The sequence below is a fragment of the Leclercia sp. LTM14 genome (assembly GCF_023736175.1).
GTDB classification, from domain to species: Bacteria; Pseudomonadota; Gammaproteobacteria; order Enterobacterales; family Enterobacteriaceae; genus Enterobacter; species Enterobacter barmai.
The window spans coordinates 64527-86352 of sequence record NZ_JAIKTT010000016.1; the positions used below are offsets into that span (position 1 = coordinate 64527).

Annotated in this window: 19 protein-coding genes; 2 read left to right on the forward strand and 17 right to left on the reverse strand. The window is 54.6% G+C overall.

What is annotated here, in order from left to right:
* Positions 1-67: 67 nt before the first annotated feature.
* Positions 68-1897, reverse strand: coding sequence for a glutamine--fructose-6-phosphate transaminase (isomerizing) (gene glmS, locus K5I40_RS22810; RefSeq protein ID WP_223075675.1), 1830 nt, complete (start codon positions 1895-1897; stop codon positions 68-70).
* A gap of 190 nt (positions 1898-2087) precedes the next feature.
* Positions 2088-3455, reverse strand: a complete 1368-nt coding sequence (gene glmU / locus K5I40_RS22815; RefSeq protein ID WP_223075676.1) for a bifunctional UDP-N-acetylglucosamine diphosphorylase/glucosamine-1-phosphate N-acetyltransferase GlmU — start codon at positions 3453-3455, stop codon at positions 2088-2090.
* Between the two features lie 343 nt (positions 3456-3798).
* Here glmU and K5I40_RS22820 point away from each other — a divergent pair, with 343 nt between their 5' ends.
* Positions 3799-5889 carry a right-handed parallel beta-helix repeat-containing protein gene (locus K5I40_RS22820; protein ID WP_223075677.1) on the forward strand — a complete coding sequence of 697 codons (2091 nt, stop codon included), beginning with the start codon at positions 3799-3801 and terminating at the stop codon, positions 5887-5889.
* A 339-nt stretch (positions 5890-6228) separates the two neighbouring features.
* On the opposite strand, the gene K5I40_RS22825 is transcribed toward K5I40_RS22820, so the two are convergent.
* From K5I40_RS22825 to asnC, 13 genes are all read right to left on the reverse strand, one after another.
* Complete coding sequence (locus K5I40_RS22825) at positions 6229-6648, reverse strand: F0F1 ATP synthase subunit epsilon (RefSeq protein WP_039032217.1); 420 nt, start codon at positions 6646-6648, stop codon at positions 6229-6231.
* Between the two features lie 20 nt (positions 6649-6668).
* Complete coding sequence (gene atpD / locus K5I40_RS22830; protein WP_039032216.1) at positions 6669-8051, reverse strand: F0F1 ATP synthase subunit beta; 1383 nt, start codon at positions 8049-8051, stop codon at positions 6669-6671.
* Positions 8052-8077: 26 nt separating this feature from the next.
* Complete coding sequence (gene atpG / locus K5I40_RS22835; protein WP_039032215.1) at positions 8078-8941, reverse strand: F0F1 ATP synthase subunit gamma; 864 nt, start codon at positions 8939-8941, stop codon at positions 8078-8080.
* Between the two features lie 50 nt (positions 8942-8991).
* Positions 8992-10533, reverse strand: coding sequence for a F0F1 ATP synthase subunit alpha (atpA, locus tag K5I40_RS22840; RefSeq protein WP_039032214.1), 1542 nt, complete (start codon positions 10531-10533; stop codon positions 8992-8994).
* 12 nt (positions 10534-10545) lie between these two features.
* Positions 10546-11079, reverse strand: coding sequence for a F0F1 ATP synthase subunit delta (gene atpH / locus K5I40_RS22845; RefSeq protein ID WP_039032213.1), 534 nt, complete (start codon positions 11077-11079; stop codon positions 10546-10548).
* Between the two features lie 14 nt (positions 11080-11093).
* Positions 11094-11564 carry a F0F1 ATP synthase subunit B gene (atpF, locus tag K5I40_RS22850; protein ID WP_032615498.1) on the reverse strand — a complete coding sequence of 157 codons (471 nt, stop codon included), beginning with the start codon at positions 11562-11564 and terminating at the stop codon, positions 11094-11096.
* A gap of 52 nt (positions 11565-11616) precedes the next feature.
* Positions 11617-11856, reverse strand: a complete 240-nt coding sequence (gene atpE, locus K5I40_RS22855) for a F0F1 ATP synthase subunit C (RefSeq protein ID WP_000429386.1) — start codon at positions 11854-11856, stop codon at positions 11617-11619.
* Between the two features lie 49 nt (positions 11857-11905).
* Positions 11906-12721, reverse strand: coding sequence for a F0F1 ATP synthase subunit A (gene atpB / locus K5I40_RS22860; protein WP_039032212.1), 816 nt, complete (start codon positions 12719-12721; stop codon positions 11906-11908).
* An 8-nt stretch (positions 12722-12729) separates the two neighbouring features.
* Positions 12730-13110, reverse strand: coding sequence for a F0F1 ATP synthase subunit I (atpI, locus tag K5I40_RS22865; RefSeq protein WP_039032211.1), 381 nt, complete (start codon positions 13108-13110; stop codon positions 12730-12732).
* Positions 13111-13725: 615 nt separating this feature from the next.
* Positions 13726-14349 carry a 16S rRNA (guanine(527)-N(7))-methyltransferase RsmG gene (gene rsmG, locus K5I40_RS22870; protein ID WP_223075678.1) on the reverse strand — a complete coding sequence of 208 codons (624 nt, stop codon included), beginning with the start codon at positions 14347-14349 and terminating at the stop codon, positions 13726-13728.
* Between the two features lie 105 nt (positions 14350-14454).
* Entirely contained in the window at positions 14455-16344 is a 1890-nt protein-coding gene (gene mnmG, locus K5I40_RS22875; protein WP_223075679.1) for a tRNA uridine-5-carboxymethylaminomethyl(34) synthesis enzyme MnmG, read from the reverse strand.
* A gap of 373 nt (positions 16345-16717) precedes the next feature.
* The gene (gene mioC, locus K5I40_RS22880; protein ID WP_039032208.1) at positions 16718-17167 is read right to left on the reverse strand and encodes an FMN-binding protein MioC; all 450 of its coding nucleotides are present in this window, start codon (positions 17165-17167) and stop codon (positions 16718-16720) included.
* A 90-nt stretch (positions 17168-17257) separates the two neighbouring features.
* Positions 17258-17716, reverse strand: a complete 459-nt coding sequence (asnC, locus tag K5I40_RS22885; RefSeq protein ID WP_032615488.1) for a transcriptional regulator AsnC — start codon at positions 17714-17716, stop codon at positions 17258-17260.
* 150 nt (positions 17717-17866) lie between these two features.
* On the opposite strand from asnC, the gene asnA reads away from it, so the two are divergent.
* Positions 17867-18859 (forward strand): aspartate--ammonia ligase, encoded by a 993-nt coding sequence (asnA, locus tag K5I40_RS22890; protein WP_039032207.1) that lies wholly within the window; start codon positions 17867-17869, stop codon positions 18857-18859.
* Here the strand turns inward: asnA and viaA are convergent, their stop codons facing one another.
* A complete protein-coding gene (gene viaA, locus K5I40_RS22895) occupies positions 18860-20311 on the reverse strand; it encodes an ATPase RavA stimulator ViaA (RefSeq protein WP_139563874.1) in 1452 nt (483 codons plus the stop codon).
* Positions 20305-21801: an ATPase RavA gene (ravA, locus tag K5I40_RS22900; RefSeq protein WP_223075680.1), complete on the reverse strand. Its 1497-nt coding sequence runs from the start codon at positions 21799-21801 to the stop codon at positions 20305-20307. Before ravA ends, viaA begins: the two co-directional genes overlap by 7 nt.
* Between the last annotated feature and the right edge of the window lie 25 nt (positions 21802-21826).

A 21826-nucleotide genomic window follows, 5' to 3' on the forward strand; every position in this document is an offset into this window, starting at 1 on the left:
TTTGTCATTAAAAAAGGCGGGATAAAGCGGATAAAAAAGCTCCACCCGAAGGTGGAGCCTGAAGGGATTACTCTACGGTCACGGACTTCGCCAGGTTACGCGGCTGGTCGACGTCGGTGCCTTTGATCAGCGCGACGTGGTAGGCCAGCAGCTGCAACGGAACGGTATAGAAGATTGGCGCAATCACCTCTTCCACATGCGGCATCTCGATGATGTGCATGTTGTCGCTGCTGGTAAAGCCGGCATCGCTATCGGCGAAGACATACAGCACACCGCCACGTGCACGCACTTCTTCGATGTTGGACTTCAGTTTTTCCAGCAGTTCGTTATTCGGTGCCACAACAATAACCGGCATATCCGCGTCAATCAGCGCCAGCGGGCCGTGTTTCAGCTCGCCTGCCGCATAGGCTTCTGCGTGGATATAGGAGATCTCTTTGAGCTTCAGCGCGCCTTCCAGGGCAATCGGATACTGATCGCCACGTCCGAGGAACAGAGCGTGATGCTTGTCGGAGAAATCTTCCGCCAGGGCTTCAATGCGCTTGTCCTGGGAGAGCATCTGCTCAATACGGCTTGGCAGCGCCTGCAGACCATGAACGATGTCATGCTCAATCGCCGCATCCTGGCCTTTCAGACGGGCCAGTTTCGCCACCAGCATCAGCAGTACCGTCAGCTGGGTGGTAAACGCTTTGGTGGAGGCCACGCCGATTTCGGTGCCGGCTTTGGTCATCAGCGCCAGGTCGGATTCACGCACCAGCGAGGAGCCCGGCACGTTACAGATGGCCAGCGAGCCCAGATAACCCAGCTCTTTAGACAGACGCAGCGCCGCCAGGGTATCAGCTGTTTCGCCGGACTGAGACAGGGTGATCATCAGGCTGTTACGACGCACGGCCGATTTGCGATAGCGGAATTCGGAGGCGATCTCCACATCACAGGGTACGCCTGCCAGGGCTTCGAACCAGTAGCGGGAAACCATACCGGAGTTGTAGGAGGTGCCGCAGGCCACGATCTGAATGTGCTCAACGTTTGCCAGCATTTCGTTGGCGTTAGCGCCCAGCTCGCTCAGATCCACTTCACCGTGGCTGATGCGCCCGGTCAGGGTGTTTTTGATGGCGTTCGGCTGCTCGTAAATCTCTTTCTGCATGTAGTGACGGTAAGCGCCTTTGTCGCCCGCGTCGTACTGCAGGTTGGATTCGATATCCTGACGTTTTACCGGCGCGCCAGATTTATCAAAGATTTTAACGTCGCGACGGGTCACTTCCGCAATATCGCCCTCTTCCATGAAGATAAAGCGACGGGTCACCGGCAGCAGCGCCAGCTGATCGGAAGCGATAAAGTTCTCACCCATCCCCAGACCAATCACCATCGGGCTGCCAGAGCGGGCTGCCAGCAGGGTGGACGGATCGCGGCTGTCCATGATCACGGTGCCATAGGCGCCGCGCAGCTGTGGGATGGCGCGCAGGACGGCTTCACGCAGCGTACCGCCCTGCTCCAGCTCCCAGTGAACCAGGTGGGCGATCACTTCGGTGTCGGTTTCTGAAACGAAGGTATAACCACGCTCGGTAAGCGCTTCGCGCAGCGGTTCGTGGTTTTCAATGATGCCGTTATGCACCACCACAATGTGTTCAGAGACGTGCGGGTGCGCGTTGCCTTCCGAAGGTTCACCGTGGGTCGCCCAGCGGGTATGGGCAATGCCTGTACCACCGTGCAGCGGGTTCTCTTCTGCGGCCTGCGCCAGCATGTTTACTTTACCGAGACGACGCAGACGGGTCATATTCCCTTTTGCATCAACCACTGCCAGACCGGCAGAGTCATAGCCACGGTACTCCAGACGACGTAACCCTTCGAGAAGGATTTCAGCAATATCACGCTGCGCGACTGCGCCAACAATTCCACACATAGTTAGATTTCCTGATTTTGGCATTATGCCATGCGTTGTCGCTGACCTGTTTTGCCCGTTTTACGGGCGCCCCGAGCCTTGTAGAGAGTGGGGTTATATTTTTAGTTACTGCCTTTGGGCGGGGGATTATGTTATCCCCTCAACCCCTGTCTGCCTGATGCAGCTACGCCTTATCAGGCCTACAAAAATCTTACTTCTTCACCGGGCGTTTCCAGCCCTGCTTGTGCACCTGCGGCACACGGCTGATCACCAGCTCGTTATCCGCCACATTGCGGGTGACGGTGGTCCCGGCGGCAATGGTGACCCCTTTACCGATTGTCACTGGCGCCACCAGCTGGGAATCTGAACCTACAAACACATCGTCACCGATGATGGTCTTAAACTTGTTCGCGCCATCGTAGTTACAGGTGATGGTGCCCGCGCCAATATTAACGTTGTCGCCGATCTCCGCATCGCCCAGATAGGTCAGGTGCCCGGCTTTGGAGCCTTTGCCCAGACGCGCTTTTTTCATTTCAACGAAGTTGCCGACGTGTGCGCCTTCCAGCAGCTCAGCGCCCGGACGCAGTCGCGCAAAAGGCCCGATGGTGCAGGCGGCTTCCAGATGGGCATCTTCCACCACGCTGTACGGGCTGATTTCGCAGTCATCGCCAATCACGCTGTTTTTGATCACGCAACCAGTACCGATTTTGACGCGGCTACCCAGCGTTACGTTGCCTTCCAGAATAACGTTAGTATCGATTTCGACGTCGCGCCCGTGGTTAAGCACCCCACGCAGATCGAAACGCGACGGATCGCGCAGCATAACCCCAGCCAGCAGCAGTTTTTCAGCCTGCTCGGACTGGTAAATACGTTCAAGACGGGAAAGCTGGAGGCGGTTATTCACGCCGTCCGTTTCGCTGATGCGCGCCGGATGAACGGCAACGATCTCACGCCCTTCCTGATACGCCATCGCGATGATATCGGTGATGTAGAACTCGCCCTGGGCGTTGTTATTGTTCAACTGCGACAGCCAGCGCTTCATGTCTGCGCCGTTGGCGATCAGAATACCGGTGTTAATTTCCTGGATTTCACGCTGCGCATCGGTGGCATCTTTATGCTCGACAATGCCCGTCACTTTGCCGTTTTCACGCGTGATACGGCCATACCCGGACGGATCGTCCAGCTTGACGGTCAGCAGACCAATGCCGCCCTGCGGCTTCGCGGCACGCAGGCGAACCAGCGTCTCGACGGAGATCAGCGGCACGTCGCCGTAGAGCATCAGAATGTCTTCGTCGTCGGAGAAGAACGGGGCAGCCTGCTGCATGGCGTGGCCGGTACCCAGCTGTTCAGCCTGCAGCACCCAGTTGAGCTTGTCATCACGCAGCGTCTGCTTCAGCAGATCGCCGCCGTGGCCGTAAACCAGATGCACCTGGCTCGCGCCCATTTCATTAGCAGCATCAATAACATGCTGCACCATCGCTTTCCCTGCCAGGGTGTGCAGCACTTTAGGAAGATCGGAATACATGCGGGTGCCCTTGCCTGCGGCAAGAATGACCACGCTCATTGCAGTGTTCAACATACACGTCCTGACTGTAATTTGAGTGAAAAGTAAAACCCTTTGGCGTTGAAAATTCTACATATTTTGCGCCATAAAATGGAGTGGTGGTAAAGCGCGCAATATCGCCTGCTTCGGGCGTTATAAAGGTTCTTTTTACCGCAAATTAAGGGGCTTTGCCTGTGAAATATAGCCTCCTTTAGCGAAGTCTCCAGCCCTCACAACATGTTAGTGATTTTTTCGTAGCAGAAATAAAGCCTTCCGTAACCAAAACGCTGTTTTAATTATCGAAATGTGTGACGCGTAAAAAAGAAACAGCGTTTTATTCTGATGATAATAGCGCTCAATTATTACTCAGGAGAATAAGATGAAGTCTAAAATACCTCTGGCCCTGATGATGTGTAGCGCCTTTTCCGCGATGGCAACGGAACAACCGCATGTCTGGAAAGCCATTGCCTTTGGGCAATCAACGGATCTAAATTTTTCCTCTAACGTCCTGCCCGAAAAAATCGGCACTAACGATGTCACCATCGACGGGAAAAAGCTTTCCGTGCAGGAGAGCGCCGATCTGGCAAAAGCCATTACCCTGGAAAGTCGGGGCGGCAAAATCGCCAACTCTCATGACGGACTAACGTTTTTCTATACCGAGTTACCGGCGAGCGAGAATTTCGTGTTGCAGGCCAACATTCGGGTCGACCAGTTTGGACCGGAGAACGGCGCAAAACCCGCCGCGCAGGAAGGCGCCGGGCTGCTGGTACGCGATGTCCTCGGCAACCCGCGTCAGGAGCCGCTGAAAACCGGCTATGAAGAGTTCCCGGCGGCATCGAACCAGGTGATGAACGCCATCATGACCCAGGATAAAAAAGATCATCAGCGGGTGAAGCTGCAGGCCATCACCCGGGAGGGGATCAGCCATCCCTGGGGAGATGCCGGGGCCGCGATTAAAAAACAGAGTTACAAGGAAGAGGTGGACCTGAGCCAGACACCAGAGTTTCGTCTCAAACTCCAGCGAACCGACGACGGGTTTATTACCGCCTGGGCTCCGCTGGACAGCGACGCCTGGGTCAGCAAGAGCGTGCCGCGCGCGGACCTGATTTCGGTGCAAAACAAGGATCATTATTACGTCGGCTTCTTTGCGTCCCGCAATGCCAAAATTACGGTGACTAACGCCTCGCTGACCACCACCAGCGCCCATACCGTGCCTTCCGCGCCCTGGCAGGCAGAGCCGCTGCCGGTCGTGGTGCAGCTGGCGTCCGGCACCGTGAGTACTTCGCCAGATTATCTGCTGCAGGCCCGGGCCAATGAGGACGGGGTATTCAGCGTAAGACAAAACGAAGTGGTGATCGGTAATGAGAAAGCGGTGAAAGCGGGTGAGATGTATACCCTGCCAGCCCGCGTTGAGCAGACCAGCACCTTTACGCTGACCTTCACCCCTGCTGACGGAAAATCCGTAAATCAGCAACTTACCGTGGAACGCGTTGCGGACAGAGATACGGCGCTGCTGTACGTCGCCCCGGAAGGAAAAGCAGATGCGAAAGGCACAGCCGATGCGCCACTGGATCTCGCCACCGCCATCACGCTGGTGGCACCCGGCGGCAAACTGATGCTAAAAAGCGGCGATTACCCGCGCAGCGAAATCCCGCTCTCTGCCAGCGGCACCCACGACAAGCTCAAAACGCTGGAGGCTGACGGGAAAGTGGTGATCCACGGTCTGCTGCTGGATGCCAGCTACTGGCATATCAAGGGTATCGACGTCACCGGGAAAAGCCTGCGCGTCCAGGGCAGCCATAACCTGATCGAGCGCGTCACGGCATACCGCAATGACGACACCGGGATCCAGATCTCCTCTCCGGAGAAGATCGGCCGGCCACTATGGGCGAGCTACAACCGGGTCGTGGATTCCGAATCTTATGCCAATGAGGATCCCGGCAAGATTAACGCCGATGGCTTTGCGGTGAAGATGCGGGTCGGGGAAGGTAACCGGCTGGAGCGTTGCTATGCCCACGATAATATCGACGACGGTTTTGATCTGTTCAACAAGATTGAAGATGGCGCAAACGGCGTGGTGGTGATCGAGAACTCGGTGGCCAGCAATAACACCAGTAACGGCTTTAAGCTCGGCGGGGAAGGGCAGCCGGTGGCGCACCAGATCCGCAACAGCAAAGCCACGGGCAATCATCTGGACGGTTTCACCGATAACTTTAACCCCGGCAAGCTGGTGGTAGAGAACAACATCGCGGTGGATAACCAGCGTTTCAACTATCTCTTCCGCCCGAGCCCGTACGGAGATGTCTCAACCCAGGGAATCTTTACCGGCAACCTGTCGATTCGTAATAAGCCTGGCGAGTATGACGATGCGGTGATGGGAACCGTTGATAACACGAACTATTTTATTGCGAAGGGTAAAAGCGTGAACAGTGACGGGAAGGAACTGGATAAAACGCAGGTAAAAATGTAATCGCCAGAGAGGCGCTTCGCTTATCACACTACGGTAAGCGTGGCGCCACCCGGCATATCAGCACTTAGTTATTGAACGTACCGAAAGAGACGTTCATGTTGCTGAAAAGGGCGATGATTTTGTTGATGGTTTTCATGATGGCATCCTGATATTTTTGGAGTTCAGTTTTGTGATATTCATCACAAAACGAAGTCTACTCCTGACCATTTCGCCGATCAATCTTTTTGTGACGTAAATCACAAAATAATAAAACATCGTTTTAGTTTCAGATTTAGTGAAACGGAACCATAAAAAAGCCAGTCTGGAGACCAGACTGGCTTTCGTACTTTCAAGCCGGTGTTACATCGCTTTTTTGGTCAACTCGATAACGCGCAGTTTCGCGATCGCTTTGGCCAGCTCTGCAGACGCCTGAGCGTAATCCACGTCGCCATGAGAGCTCTTAATGTGCTCTTCTGCTTTACGCTTCGATTCCAGAGCTCGCGCTTCGTCGAGATCCTGGCCACGAATTGCGGTATCAGCCAGTACGGTCACGCTGCCAGGCTGCACTTCAATAATGCCGCCAGACAGATAGATAAACTCTTCATGACCGAACTGTTTAACGATGCGGATCATACCAGGCTTAATGGCGGTGAGCAGCGGGGCGTGACCCGGGAAAATACCCAGTTCACCTTCGCTACCCGTTACCTGGATTTTCTCGACCAGACCAGAGAACATTTGTTGCTCTGCGCTGACGACGTCCAGGTGGTAAGTCATTGCCATATCACCCTCCGATTAAGGCGTTAAAGTTTTTTGGCTTTTTCCACGGCTTCGTCGATGGAACCCACCATATAGAACGCCTGCTCCGGCAGGTGATCGTATTCGCCTTCCATGATGCCTTTAAAGCCACGGATGGTGTCTTTCAGCGCAACGTATTTGCCCGGGGAACCGGTAAATACTTCTGCTACGAAGAACGGCTGGGACAGGAAGCGCTGGATCTTACGCGCACGTGCTACCACCAGTTTGTCTTCTTCAGACAGTTCATCCATACCCAGGATGGCGATGATGTCTTTCAGTTCCTGATAACGCTGCAGCAGGGACTGTACGCCACGCGCGGTGTCGTAGTGTTCCTGACCAACAACCAGAGGATCCAGCTGACGGCTGGTGGAGTCCAGCGGGTCAACGGCCGGGTAGATACCCAGAGACGCGATCTGACGGCTCAGTACCACGGTTGCATCTAAGTGAGCAAAGGTGGTTGCTGGAGATGGGTCAGTCAGGTCATCCGCAGGTACGTATACCGCCTGAACGGAGGTAATAGAACCGGTTTTGGTAGAGGTGATACGTTCCTGAAGAACACCCATCTCTTCCGCCAGCGTTGGCTGATAACCTACCGCAGAAGGCATACGACCCAGCAGTGCGGATACTTCCGTACCGGCCAGGGTATAACGGTAGATGTTGTCAACGAACAGCAGTACGTCACGACCTTCGTCACGGAACTTCTCAGCCATGGTCAGACCGGTCAGCGCAACGCGCAGACGGTTTCCAGGTGGCTCGTTCATCTGGCCGTAAACCAGGGATACTTTGTCCAGAACGTTGGAGTCGGTCATTTCGTGGTAGAAGTCGTTACCCTCACGAGTACGCTCACCCACGCCTGCAAACACGGAGTAACCGGAGTGCTCGATCGCGATGTTACGGATCAGCTCCATCATGTTTACGGTTTTACCTACACCCGCACCACCGAACAGACCAACTTTACCGCCCTTCGCAAACGGACACATCAGGTCGATAACTTTGATGCCGGTTTCCAGCAGTTCCTGAGAGCTTGACAGCTCTTCGTAGGAAGGTGCTGCGCGGTGGATAGCCCAACGCTCTTCTTCGCCGATATCGCCTTTCATGTCGATCGGCTGACCCAGGACGTTCATGATACGACCCAGGGTTGCTTTACCTACTGGTACTTCGATTGGGTGTTCGAGGTCTTTAACTTCCAGACCACGACGCAGACCGTCGGAAGAACCCATGGCGATGGTACGTACGATACCGCCGCCGAGCTGCTGCTGAACTTCCAGCACCAGGCTTTCATTACCATTCTGAACCTCAAGAGCATCGTACACGCGCGGTACGGCATCCTGAGGGAATTCGACGTCAACCACGGCGCCGATTACCTGGACAATTTTTCCAGTAGCCATCTTGAATCCTCTACGAATTAACCTGGTTATACCGCGGATGCACCACCGACGATCTCGGTGAGTTCCTGAGTAATGCTGGCCTGACGAGCTTTGTTGTATACCAACTGCAGCTCTTTAATCAGGCTGCCGCCATTGTCGGTCGCGGCTTTCATCGCCACCATACGTGCGGCCTGCTCGCTGGCCAGGTTTTCTACCACGCCCTGATAAACCTGGGATTCAACATAACGACGCAGCAGGGTATCCAGCAGCGGTTTTGGATCCGGTTCATACAGGTAATCCCAGGATTTATGCTTCAACTCTGGCTCGTCTGACGCCGGTAACGGCAGCAGCTGAGTGAGGGTCGGAGCCTGAGACATGGTGTTAATAAATTTGTTGCTGACAACGTACAGCCTGTCCAGACGGCCTTCATCATAGGCCTGCAACATCACTTTAACCGGGCCGATCAGTTCGGACAGGGACGGGTTATCACCCATACCGGTCACCTGGGCGACAATATTGCCACCTACGGAATTAAAGAAAGAGACGCCCTTAGAGCCGATCATCGCGATATCGCTCTGAACGCCTTTATCGGACCAAGCTTTCATATCCGCCAGCAGCTTTTTGAACAGGTTAATGTTCAAGCCGCCGCACAAACCACGGTCGGTCGACACCACCAGGTAGCCCACGCGCTTAACGTCGCGTTCTTCCAGGTAAGGGTGCTTATATTCCAGATTACCGCTCGCAAGGTGACCAATCACTTTGCGCATGGTATCTGCATAAGGACGGCTGGCCGCCATACGCTCCTGCGATTTACGCATTTTGGAAGCGGCGACCATCTCCATCGCTTTAGTGATCTTTTGCGTGTTCTGGACGCTTGCGATCTTACTACGTATCTCTTTTGCGCCGGCCATGAGCTTCTCCTCAATGCCTTGCGGTCTGCCCTAAGACAGACCGCCAGACGTTACCAGGACTGGGTTGCTTTGAAGGAATCGAGCAGGCTCTTCAGCTTGCCTTCGATTTCGTCGTTATAGCCACCGGACTGGTTAATCTCTTGCATCAGTGAAGCATGGTCACGGTCAGCGTAAGCCAGCAGAGCGGCTTCGAAGCTACCGATTTTCGCCAGTTCTACATCCCCCAGATAACCACGTTCTGCTGCGAACAGTACCAGACCCTGCTGTGCGACTGACATCGGGGCATACTGTTTCTGTTTCAGCAGTTCGGTCACTTTCTGACCGTGGTCAAGCTGTTTACGGGTTGCATCGTCAAGGTCGGATGCAAACTGGGAGAACGCTGCCAGTTCACGATACTGTGCCAGCGCGGTACGGATACCACCGGACAGTTTCTTGATGATCTTGGTCTGCGCTGCACCACCAACACGGGATACGGAGATACCCGGGTTAACCGCCGGACGAATACCGGAGTTAAACAGGTTGGTTTCCAGGAAGATCTGACCATCGGTAATGGAGATTACGTTGGTCGGAACGAACGCAGAAACGTCACCCGCCTGGGTTTCAATGATTGGCAGGGCGGTCAGAGAACCGGTTTGGCCTTTCACTGCACCTTTGGTGAAGTTCTCAACGTATTCCGCGTTAACGCGGGATGCACGCTCCAGCAGACGGGAGTGCAGATAGAATACGTCGCCCGGGAATGCTTCACGTCCTGGTGGACGACGGAGCAGCAGGGAAACCTGACGGTAAGCAACGGCCTGTTTAGACAGGTCATCATAAACGATCAGTGCATCTTCACCGCGGTCACGGAAGTATTCGCCCATTGCGCAACCGGCATACGGTGCCAGGTATTGCAGTGCAGCAGATTCAGAAGCGGTCGCCACAACAACGATAGTGTTGGACAGCGCGCCGTGCTCTTCCAGTTTACGAACCACGTTAGAAATGGTGGACGCTTTCTGGCCGATAGCCACGTACACACATTTGATGCCGGAATCGCGCTGGTTGATGATCGCATCGATTGCCATCGCGGTTTTACCGGTCTGACGGTCACCGATGATCAGCTCACGCTGGCCACGGCCGATTGGGATCATGGCGTCGACGGATTTATAACCGGTCTGAACCGGCTGGTCGACGGACTGACGGTCGATTACGCCTGGTGCGATAACTTCGATTGGCGAGAAGCCATCATTATCAACCGGACCTTTACCGTCGATTGGTGCACCCAGGGTGTTCACCACGCGACCCAGCAGGCCACGGCCAACTGGAACTTCAAGAATACGGCCAGTACACTTAACCTTCATGCCTTCGGCGAGGTCAGCATACGGACCCATCACAACTGCACCTACGGAGTCGCGCTCCAGGTTCAGTGCGATAGCGTAACGGTTACCCGGCAGGGAGATCATTTCACCCTGCATACAATCGGCCAGGCCGTGGATGCGGATAACACCGTCGCTTACAGAAACAATAGTACCTTCGTTGTGAGCTTCACTCACAACACTGAACTGAGCAATGCGCTGCTTGATCAGTTCGCTGATTTCGGTGGAATTCAGTTGCATGCTCCAGTCCCCTTAAGACTGCAAGACGTCTGCAAGGCGCTCAAGACGGCCGCGTACGCTGCCATCAATGACCATATCACCCGCTCGGATGATTACGCCCGCCATTACAGACTTATCGATATTGCAATTCAGCTTCACTTTGCGTGACAGACGTTTTTCCATCGCGGCGGTGATTTTCGCAAGCTGTTCGTTACTCAGTTCAGTCGCAGAAGTTACATCAACTTCAACGGTGGCTTCACTGAGGGCACGCAGGTGCTCGAACTGCTCGAGAACATCCGGGAGCGCTTTCAGACGACCATTTTCAGCCATTACCCGAATCAGGTTCTGGCCGTTGGCGTCCAGCTGCTCACCGCAAATGGCGATGAACGAATCGGCGAGGGTTACAGGCGCCAGGGCGCCAGAAAGCATCTCAGCCATGTGTTCGTTTTTCGTTACCTCAGCGGCAAACGCCAGCATGTTCTGCCAGCGATCGACATTTTGGTGTTCGATAGCAAAGTCAAAAGCTGCTTTGGCGTAGGGGCGAGCTACCGTAACAAATTCAGACATCAGCCCCTCCCTCCTTACAGTTCAGCGACAAGTTTGTCCACGATGTCGCTGTTAGCAGCTTCATCCACGGAACGTTCGATGATCTTCTCGGCGCCAGCAACAGCCAGAATCGCGACCTGCTTACGCAGCTCTTCGCGAGCACGTTTACGCTCGGCATCAATTTCTGCCTGCGCTTGTGTCACGATTTTAGTACGTTCCTGTTCTGCTTCAGCTTTCGCTTCGTCCAGGATCTGAGAACGACGTTTGTTCGCCTGCTCGATGATTACCTGGGCTTCCGCTTTCGCTTTTTTCAGCTGGTCGGTCGCGTTGGCCTGTGCAAGGTCCAAATCTTTCTTAGCGCGTTCTGCAGAAGCCAGACCGTCAGAAATTTCTTTCTGACGTTTTTCGATGGCAGCCATTAAAGGCGGCCATACATACTTCATGCAGAACCAGACAAAGATAACAAACGCGATGGCCTGGCCGAGGATTGTTGCGTTCATGTTCACAGCACAATACCTCTTTAAATTTACAACTGTGGCTTAGGGTTTAAACGACTTACTACGCGACAGCAAACATCACGTACAGACCCAGACCTACAGCGATCATCGGGATAGCATCCACCAGACCCATAACGATAAAGAACTGAGTACGCAGCAGAGGAATCAGATCCGGTTGACGCGCAGCGCCTTCCAGGAATTTGCCCCCGAGGATGCCGATACCGATCGCAGCACCGATAGCCGCCAGACCCATCATCACAGCGGCAGCCATGTACAGCAGATCCATATTCAGGTTTTCCATGACAGTCTCCAGTTTGTTTCAGTTAAAACGTAGTAGTGTTGGTAAAGAATCAGTGCTCTTCAGACGCCATCGACAGATAGACGATCGTCAGAACCATGAAGATAAAGGCTTGCAGCGTAATGATCAGGATGTGGAAAATGGCCCACGGCACATTCAGAACCCACTGTGACCACCACGGAAGAAGACCCGCGATCAGAATGAAAATCAGCTCACCCGCATACATGTTGCCGAACAGTCGCAGACCGAGGGAAATCGGTTTGGACAGCAGGCTAACGCCTTCCAGGATCAGGTTGACCGGAATAAACGCCCAGTGGTTGAACGGCTGCAAGGTAAGCTCTTTCACGAAGCCGCCTACGCCTTTCATTTTGATGCTGTAGAAAAGAATCAGGATGAATACGCCCAGTGCCATAGACAGGGTGATGTTCACGTCAGCAGACGGCACCACACGCAGGGCAGGCAGACCGAAGATATGCTCGCCGATAAACGGCAGCAGGTCGATCGGCAGCAGGTCCATCAGGTTCATCAGGAAGACCCAGACAAAGACGGTCAGCGCCAGCGGTGCAATCACCTTGCTCTTGCCGTGGTACATGTCTTTGACGCTACCGTGGACGAAGCCAATGATCATTTCGATGAACGTCTGGAATTTCCCTGGAACGCCGCTGGTCGCACGTTTCGCAACGCCGCGGAAAATGGCCAGGAACAACAGACCCAGTACCACCGAGAAGAACATGGAGTCGATATTAATCGTCCAGAAGGTGGCTGGGGGGTTATGCGGATCCACCAGCGAGAATGTACGTAAGTCCAACTGAAGGTTGTTCAGATGGTGACTTATGTAATCCTGCGGCGTCATATTTTCTGAAGCCATGATGCCTTTTACCCTTTGTTATTGATTACAGCTGGCGCCAGAATTTGTACCACCAGCACCAAAACCCACGTCACTATCAGCGGCAAAAATACCACTTTAAAAACCGCCAGCGCCACCACCAGAAGGGCAAAGGTCAGCAACACCTTACACACTTCGCCGAGGGCGAAGGACCAGGCCACGCGGCCTTTGGCAGGTGTATGCGCCTGATGACGCCAGGCAAAAATCATAAACAACATGTTTGGCACAACCACTGCCAAACCTCCGCTTACCGCAGAGATGCCCCAGAAGGGGTCTTTGAGGCAGAACAGCAATCCGCTTGCTATCACCGCCAGAAACTGAATGAACAGAAGCTTACGAGCAACGTTTCGACTCAAGAGCGACACTGACATCACGTTTTTACTCCTGCTCACTTCGAGGTATGTCGCGTGTCGTATAAAACGTCCTTTAGGGCTCAGAGTCAAGCAGCAAAAAGCGGACAAATTATACGGTGCGTCCCCGTGATTTCAAACAATAAGTAGCGAAAAGGTGAATAAATGTTTAAATATTTTTCCCCGGCGCTATTTCTTAACTTTTCGACAAACGAAGAATGAGACGTGAAAACTGCAAACAACGCGGAAACGTTGACGATAAAGCGTGCACGAGATCACAAAATACACATTTACGATAAGGTCGAATAAATCAAAGCAGTAAATCGTTATATTTCATCTTTTTGATATTAAAGATTAATTTCAGCAACTATTCTCAAAACAGCCCTGTATACAACAAAAACCTTTTATTGACATTTTTAATAAATATTTAACATTACAATCTGGTTACTTTGACCTACTTTTAGCAAGCTGATATTTTCATGGTTTATTATATTTTGGGTTAACTACAGGCCCTGGTTAACCCAAAGAAAATCCATAGTAAAAAAGCGGTTAAATTAGTGCTGTTTATTTCTTAGCCTGCCGCGTAATTTTTAACATACTAAGAACAGCACAAATTCCACATTTTTTATTATATTTTTAAAAATTGTTTGGCTTAACTATCACCAGATGACGCTCACCTTCCAGCTGCGGAACGTACAATTTGATCGCGTCCTCAACCACAAAGCCTTCAGGCATCTGCGCAATCTCATCTTCCGGTAACACGCCTTTCAGGGCATAAAAGCGACCATTTTCCGCAGGCAAGTGCTTACACCAGCTAATCATGTCATCAAGTGAGGCAAAGGCCCGGCTGATCACGCCGTCAAACGGCGGCTCGGCGGGAAACTCCTCTACCCTGCTCTGCACCGGATGAATATTTTCCAGGTTCAGCTCATGCTGAACCTGGCGCAGGAAGCGTACGCGTTTACCCAGGCTGTCCAGCAGCGTGAAATGGCACTCAGGACGCACGATAGAGAGTGGAATGCCAGGCAGACCCGGACCGGTGCCCACATCGATAAAACGCTCCCCTTTGAGATGCGGCGCCACCACGATGCTGTCGAGGATGTGACGAATCAGCATCTCGTTCGGGTCACGAACCGAAGTAAGGTTGTAGGCCTTGTTCCATTTGTTCAGCATGTCGACATACCCCACCAGCTGATTTTTCTGGTGATCGGTGAGCGAAATACCGGCTTGATCCAGCAGTCGAGTGAGTTTGTTGAGCACGGTGAATACCTGTTGAGAAAGGTGTTGGCGGGTGGCGCTACGCAGACCCGCCCTACGGAGTTCTGTAGGCGCGGTAAGCTCAGCGCCACCGGGCAATTTTACACATTATGCGCTGCGGCGCAGCATACCCTGTTTTTTCAGCCACACCAGCAGAATGGAGATAGCCGCAGGCGTGACGCCTGAAATACGCGATGCCTGACCGATGGACGACGGTTTATGGTCATTCAGCTTGGCGATCACCTCGTTGGAGAGGCCGTTAACCAGACGGTAATCCAGCGTGGCCGGCAGGATCGTGCTCTCGTTACGCTGCTGCTTCTCGATCTCATCCTGCTGACGGGCGATATAGCCTTCGTATTTCACCTGGATTTCGACCTGCTCAGCAGCCTGAACGTCCTCCAGACCTGGCGCAAATGGCGTCATCTGGATCAGCTGGTCGTAGGTCATTTCCGGACGACGGAGCAGATCTTCCCCACTGGCTTCACGCGACAGCGGCGCAGACAGGTGAGCATTCACTTCGGCTACAGACTCGGCGGTTGGGTTGACCCAGGTCGACTTCAGGCGCTGACGTTCGCGCTCGATGTTCTCCAGCTTCTCGTTGAAGCGCGCCCAGCGGGCATCGTCCACCAGACCCAGCTCGCGACCGATTTCGGTCAGGCGCAGGTCGGCGTTATCTTCACGCAGCATCAGACGATATTCCGCGCGAGAGGTAAACATGCGGTACGGCTCTTTGGTACCGAGGGTGCAGAGGTCATCCACCAGCACGCCCAGATAAGCCTGAGAACGACCCGGCGCCCAGCCCTCTTTCTCGGCAGAGAAGCGCGCGGCGTTCAGACCGGCCAGCAGTCCCTGCGCGGCGGCCTCTTCGTAACCGGTGGTGCCGTTGATCTGGCCCGCGAAGAACAGCCCCTGGATAAATTTGCTCTCCAGAGTCGGCTTCAGGTCGCGCGGATCGAAGAAGTCATACTCAATGGCATAGCCCGGACGGACGATCTTCGCATTTTCCATCCCCTGCATGGAGCGGACGATCTGCATCTGCACGTCGAACGGCAGGCTGGTGGAGATACCGTTCGGGTAGATCTCGTTGGAGGTCAGCCCTTCCGGCTCCAGGAAGATCTGGTGCTGGTTACGATCGGCAAAGCGCATCACTTTGTCTTCGATCGACGGGCAGTAACGTGGGCCGATCCCTTCGATCACACCGGCATACATCGGGCTGCGATCGAGGTTACTGCGGATCACGTCATGGGTTTTCTCGTTGGTGTGCGTGACATAGCACGGCACTTGGCGCGGGTGTTGATCCACGTTGCCCATGAACGAGAAGATCGGCATCGGGTTATCACCGTGCTGTTGAGCCAGCACGCTGAAATCGATAGTACGGGCGTCGATACGCGGCGGCGTACCGGTTTTCAGGCGGCTGACGCGCAGCGGCAGCTCGCGCAGACGGCGCGAAAGCGGAATAGACGGCGGATCGCCAGCACGGCCACCGCTGTAGTTGTCCAGTCCAATATGAATTTTGCCATCGAGGAAAGTCCCGACGGTCAGCACGACGGCTTTGGCACGGAACTTCAGACCCATCTGGGTCACGGCGCCGACAACACGATCGTTTTCAACAATCAGATCCTCAACCGCCTGCTGGAAGATCATCAGGTTCGGCTGGTTCTCCAGTGCGGTACGTACGGCCTGGCGATAGAGCACGCGGTCGGCCTGAGCCCGGGTCGCACGAACGGCGGGGCCTTTGCTCGCGTTTAGTATCCTAAACTGGATACCCGCATGATCGATCGCGGTTGCCATCAGGCCGCCAAGTGCATCCACTTCTTTTACCAGGTGTCCTTTCCCAATGCCGCCAATCGCCGGATTACAGGACATCTGTCCTAGCGTGTCGATATTGTGTGTCAAAAGCAGGGTCTGTTGACCCATTCGCGCCGCGGCCATTGCGGCCTCGGTGCCTGCATGACCCCCGCCAATGATAATGACGTCAAAAGGATCCTGATAAAACATGGTGGTCTGCCTCGCGTAAAGCGGTAAGAAAATGGATTGAAGCCCGGGCCGTGGATTCTACTCAACTTTAGTCGATCGAGAAAGCACTGGGATCCTGGCTATTAAAAAGAAGATCTTTTTATTTAGAGATCTGTTTTATTGTGATCTCTTATTAGGATCACGGGTTTCTGTGGATAAGCCGGATCTCCCAAAGAAGATCATGTGCTTAGAGAGGATCGTTTGCTGTGAATGATCGGTGATCCTGCAACGTATAAGCTGGGATCAGATCGAGATGTTATACACAGCACAAAAAGTCATCAAGGGTTGTTCTTGGGATAACTACCGGTTGATCCAAGGTTTTAACCAGAGTTATCCACATCTGATCGCACGATCTTTAATCGTTTTTGAGTAAATTTTTCCATTCAGCCAGCCAAAGTTCCGCTGGATCTTCCGGAATATCATGATCGAGGATGTTGATCTTCAGCGTTTCACCGATCTGTTGAGCCCCACAGGACTTCAGTTCGGTCTCAACCTTCTCAACCGCACCGCAGAAGGTATCGTACTCCCGGCTGCCAATGCCGATGGCGCCAAAGCGGACGTTCGCCAGGTCAGGCTGCTGCTCTTTTAACTCTTCATATAAAGGAAGAAGGTTATCCGGAAGATCGCCCGCGCCGTGCGTGGAGGTGATCAACAGCCAGATCCCGTCGAGCGGGAGATCCTCTAATAACGGTCCGTGCAGCGTTTCAGTAGAAAAGCCTGCGTCTTCCAGCTTTTCGGCCAGGTGTTCCGCGACATATTCAGCGCCGCCAAGGGTGCTGCCGCTAATAAGAGTAATGTCCGCCATTGATCGCTCGCTCAGATAAACAGGCGAACATTGTACGCTGTGAGCGAGCTGGGATCTACCTGTGGAAAATGTGGTAATTATTTTGCCCTGTTACGGGCGGATGGTACGCATGATCGGGTTCTGCAGGGAGATCAACGTCTCGGTGGACTGAATTTCATCGATTGTTTGGATCTTGTTGATAAGTACCTGCTGCAGGGCGTCGATCGATCGGCACATCACCTTAATAAAGATGCTGTAGTGGCCGGTGGTGTAGTAAGCCTCGGTCACTTCATCCAGCGCGTTCAGCTTAGCCAGTGCGGAAGGATAGTCTTTGGCGCTCTTAAGGATGATGCCAATAAAGCAGCAGACGTCGTAACCCAGCTGTTTCGGGCTGACGTCGATATGGGCACCGGTGATGATTCCCGCCTGCTTCATCTTCTCTACGCGCACGTGAATGGTTCCTGGGCTGACGCCAAACTGTTTGGCCAGTTCGGCGTAGGCGGTACGGGCATTAGCCATCAGGGCCTCGAGAATGCCGCGGTCCAGATTGTCGATTTGATAATTTTCCATAGCTTTTTCTTATGAAGATTAATGAATCACTCTATTTTAGCGGGTAATTTTATCGATCTAAAAGTGAGGCGGGAGTTTTATTGTTGGATTATTGAAAGAGACTCTTTTTTGTTGCTTAATCAATGCCAACAGGACGCAGGAGTATAAATAATGAAAACCGCTTACATCGCACAACAACGCCAGATCAGTTTCGTAAAATCCCACTTTTCCCGCCAGCTGGAAGAGAAGCTGGGCCTGATTGAAGTCCAGGCTCCTATCTTAAGCCGCGTGGGCGACGGGACGCAGGACAACCTGTCTGGTTGCGAAAAAGCGGTACAGGTGAAAGTGAAAACACTGCCAGACGCCCAGTTCGAAGTGGTTCATTCACTGGCGAAGTGGAAGCGTCAAACCCTGGGACAACACGACTTCAGCGCGGGCGAAGGGCTTTACACGCACATGAAAGCTCTTCGCCCCGATGAAGACCGCCTTACCGCTATTCACTCTGTATACGTTGATCAGTGGGACTGGGAACGCGTAATGGGTGATGGCGAACGTCATACCGGTACGCTGAAAGCGACGGTAGAAGCCATTTATGCCGGGATCAAAGAAACCGAAGCGGCGGTCAGCAAAGAGTTTGGTCTGACCCCGTTCCTGCCGGAGACGATCCACTTTGTCCACAGCCAGGAGCTGCTGAGCCGCTTCCCGGATCTGGATGCCAAAGGCCGTGAACGTGCGATCGCCAAAGAGCTGGGCGCCGTGTTCCTGATTGGGATCGGCGGCAAGCTGTCTCACGGTCAGCGCCACGACGTTCGTGCGCCGGATTATGATGACTGGAGCAGCGAGGGTGAAAGCGGCCTTGCCGGCCTGAACGGCGATATTCTGGTCTGGAACCCGGTTCTGGAAGATGCGTTTGAACTCTCTTCCATGGGGATCCGCGTGGATGCCGACGCGCTGCAGCGTCAGTTGGGGATCACCGGTGACGAAGATCGTCTCAAGCTGGAGTGGCACCAGGCGCTGCTGCGTGGCGAGATGCCGCAGACCATCGGCGGCGGTATCGGCCAGTCTCGTCTGACCATGTTACTGCTGCAGCTCTCCCATATCGGCCAGGTTCAGTGTGGCGTATGGCCGCAGCAGGTTCGTGACAGCGTCGACGCCCTGCTGTAATTAGCGTTTCCAGCGCCGCAGCAGGCGGCTACGCAACCCGGTATCAAAGCGCCAGATATGATCGAAGATGCGCATGATGCCGGGTTTTCCATGTGTGGACATCGCCACGGCATGAAAACGATGCTGATGGACCTGCTGCAGCACCTTCACCTTGCTCACCACCTCATCCGGCAGCCGCTGGGCAATAAAGTCTGAGATCACCACCGCGTCGGCGTCATACCACTCTCCGCCCTGCATCCGCTCAATAATGGCGCGAAAACAGCTGGCGAGATCGGTCCCGCCGCGAAAGCGCTGGCTCAGAAAGCGGATCGCCTGCTCCAGACCGTGCTGGCCCGAGAGTTCGTAGCCCACCACCTCGCTGGAAAACAGCATGATAAAGCAGCGCCGCCTGTCGGCGAGCGCCACCCGCATCAGCGCCAGGCAAAAGGCTTTGGCGCACTGCTCATTGAAACCGCCCATCGAACCGGACGTATCCACGCAGACGATAAACGGCCCGCGGGGCTGTTCGTCGAAATCCTGATGCACCGCCGGGCGCTGGCTCACCTTCTCGCGCCAGGCATCGCCGTGCAGACGGTAGGTAAGAAGCTGCTTCTCCACCAGCCGACGGTAAAATTCGTACTCAAGTTCCGTAATGCCGAGGGTGGCCAGCTCGGGCGGCAGCAGGCGCAGAATGTCATCGCTCTGCTGCAGGCCGTCAACCTGCTCCGGTACCGTCGCCGGTTCGCGCACCAGGGTGCGGAAGGTTTCAAGCGGGGCATCCTTTTTTGGCACCGACTTCGCCTCCCGCGAACGGCCCAGCTGTTCCGCCAGCTGCATCAGCTCCGGCTGCTGCGCCAGAAAATCGCCATAGCGAACGATAAGCTGATAATCCCCCCGCTTAAGCTGGCCGGCGCTCATATCCCAGAGGCGGCCAGCGGCGTTTTCGTTCTCCACCAGCACCGGCTCCAGCGCCCCGGCCAGGGTCATGCGCTCCTGCACTTCGCTGAGCAGCTGTTCGCGCTCCTCTTCCAGCAGCTGCTGATTAAGCGACGTGGCCTGTACCACCAGGCTCAGCCGCCAGCGCTGTAAAAACAGGGTATGCAGGGCCGGAGTAAAGGTGGCGTTATCCACCACCAGCTGCCGCGCCTGGCTGGCGAACGGGGAGTGAACCTTATCCAGCAGGGTTAAAATCTGCGGCAGCTGGACGATCAGCTGGGGCGTGGAGAGCAGCTGGCTCTGCTGATAGCACATCACCTCTTCGGTGAGCTCCGGCGGTACGCGGGTATCTTTCAGCCTTTTGCGTAAATTTTCCCGCCAGCGCGGGAGATCGTCGGTAATGGCCGTTTTAAGCCGGGGGAATTTTTCGAAAAAGATCGCCAGCTGCGGCGAGGCCAGCAGGGTGAGGATGATCTCTTCGATCAACCCCTCCTCGCCGACGGCAAGCATGACGTTGAGGGTGTCCAGCGTCAGCATTGACGCGCCTGTTTGATCTGCACGCTCACATCCTGCAGGCTGGATTCAATCCGTCCCAGCCAGTCGCTGTGGATAAACAGGCATTTTTGCTGCTCGCTGAAGCGCGTGTGCTGCAGATGCCACTGGTTATCCAGCGCTTCCAGCTGCTGTTTGATCTCTTCCGGCACGCTTTCAGAGGCGGTGCCGGGCAGGGCAAGGCGCGATCCCTGCAGGCTGACGTCGCGGATCACCAGATGCAGGCTGCCGTCCACCTCCATATTAAGCTGCTGGGCAAAACCGATGCCGTTGAGTTTGCCGCGGATCTCACCGCCTTTGCTCAGCCACTGCGCCAGGGCTTCACGCTCGATGGTGATGTGAATAACCTGCATATCGTGGAGCTTAAGCGGCTGCTGGAGAAGCAGCGTCAGCGTGGTATCGCTCAGTTCGGCCGGTAATTCATAGTGGGGACGACGGGCGAACATGCCGCTCTGACGACTGACGCGCAGGGCGGTTTTATCGCTTTGCTGCTGCTGGAGTTGAAGACGGCGCTGGGTAATGGCCCCGAGCTGGTTCAGCATCTCCTGCTGCCCCCATGCGTGTCCGGTCATCAATACTTCGAGCTGCTGCTGCATCAGATTCATGCCGCTGGCGTCATGCCAGAGGCAATCTTTCAGCAGGATCAGATCGATTGGGGCAACCGCGTCGCGACCGCTGAACAGGGCGCTGGCTTGCAGCAGGCGAATGGCTTTCTTCCAGCGGCGATCGGAGACGTAAGGCGCACCCGGCAGGGCATCCAGCTGCTGGCGTAGCATGAACACCAGATCGAACACCGCATCCGGCAGTTTGATTTTGCCGATATCCTGCTGCCACTGCTGATACTCCTCGTCGGTGACCTGCAGCCCGGCAGGCACCGGGTTATCGTTCTCATCCTGCTGGCTTATCAGCAGCGAGCGGAAATTGGCTTTATCCTGCACCTTGTCGAGCCACAGGCGAATCAACATGCGGTCGTAAAGCGCCTCCAGGCTGCTGTCGGCTTCAGGCAGTTCGTTGGAGGCCGCCACCAACAGGCGCATCGGGATTTTCCCCTCATGCGCCCCGTTGCGGAACCGGCGTTCGTTAATGGCGGTGAGCAGGGTATTGAGGATCGCCGGGCCGGCTTTCCAGATCTCATCGAGAAAGACGATTTCCGCTTCCGGCAGATAGCCTGCGGTTAAACGTTCGTACCGCCCTTCATCTTTTAACGCCTGAATAGAGAGCGGGCCAAAGACCTCTTCCGGCGTGGAAAAGCGGGTCATCAGGTATTCAAACGCTCTGGCGTGCTGAAAGGCGAACTTCAGCCTGCGGGCAATCAGACTTTTTGCGATGCCGGGCGGCCCCAGCAGAAATACGCTTTCGCCGCTCAGGGCCGCCAGTAAACAGAGGCGAATGGCGTGGCTACGTTCGTAGAGCCCTTTCTCCAGTGCGCCGCTGAGGCGGGAAATTCTTTCTGCTAATAAATGAGTGTGAGCCATAATTGTTTTGCATCCTTTCGCCGTA

What these genes read in the sequence shown, in the direction of transcription:
- glmS (WP_223075675.1), bottom strand. Translation starts at nt 1,897, where the DNA reads ATGTGTGGAATTGTTGGCGCAGTCGCGCAGCGTGATATTGCTGAAATC.
- glmU (WP_223075676.1), bottom strand. Translation starts at nt 3,455, where the DNA reads ATGTTGAACACTGCAATGAGCGTGGTCATTCTTGCCGCAGGCAAGGGC.
- K5I40_RS22820 (WP_223075677.1), top strand. Translation starts at nt 3,799, where the DNA reads ATGAAGTCTAAAATACCTCTGGCCCTGATGATGTGTAGCGCCTTTTCC.
- K5I40_RS22825 (WP_039032217.1), bottom strand. Translation starts at nt 6,648, where the DNA reads ATGGCAATGACTTACCACCTGGACGTCGTCAGCGCAGAGCAACAAATG.
- atpD (WP_039032216.1), bottom strand. Translation starts at nt 8,051, where the DNA reads ATGGCTACTGGAAAAATTGTCCAGGTAATCGGCGCCGTGGTTGACGTC.
- atpG (WP_039032215.1), bottom strand. Translation starts at nt 8,941, where the DNA reads ATGGCCGGCGCAAAAGAGATACGTAGTAAGATCGCAAGCGTCCAGAAC.
- atpA (WP_039032214.1), bottom strand. Translation starts at nt 10,533, where the DNA reads ATGCAACTGAATTCCACCGAAATCAGCGAACTGATCAAGCAGCGCATT.
- atpH (WP_039032213.1), bottom strand. Translation starts at nt 11,079, where the DNA reads ATGTCTGAATTTGTTACGGTAGCTCGCCCCTACGCCAAAGCAGCTTTT.
- atpE (WP_000429386.1), bottom strand. Translation starts at nt 11,856, where the DNA reads ATGGAAAACCTGAATATGGATCTGCTGTACATGGCTGCCGCTGTGATG.
- atpB (WP_039032212.1), bottom strand. Translation starts at nt 12,721, where the DNA reads ATGGCTTCAGAAAATATGACGCCGCAGGATTACATAAGTCACCATCTG.
- atpI (WP_039032211.1), bottom strand. Translation starts at nt 13,110, where the DNA reads ATGTCAGTGTCGCTCTTGAGTCGAAACGTTGCTCGTAAGCTTCTGTTC.
- mnmG (WP_223075679.1), bottom strand. Translation starts at nt 16,344, where the DNA reads ATGTTTTATCAGGATCCTTTTGACGTCATTATCATTGGCGGGGGTCAT.
- mioC (WP_039032208.1), bottom strand. Translation starts at nt 17,167, where the DNA reads ATGGCGGACATTACTCTTATTAGCGGCAGCACCCTTGGCGGCGCTGAA.
- asnC (WP_032615488.1), bottom strand. Translation starts at nt 17,716, where the DNA reads ATGGAAAATTATCAAATCGACAATCTGGACCGCGGCATTCTCGAGGCC.
- asnA (WP_039032207.1), top strand. Translation starts at nt 17,867, where the DNA reads ATGAAAACCGCTTACATCGCACAACAACGCCAGATCAGTTTCGTAAAA.
- viaA (WP_139563874.1), bottom strand. Translation starts at nt 20,311, where the DNA reads ATGCTGACGCTGGACACCCTCAACGTCATGCTTGCCGTCGGCGAGGAG.
- ravA (WP_223075680.1), bottom strand. Translation starts at nt 21,801, where the DNA reads ATGGCTCACACTCATTTATTAGCAGAAAGAATTTCCCGCCTCAGCGGC.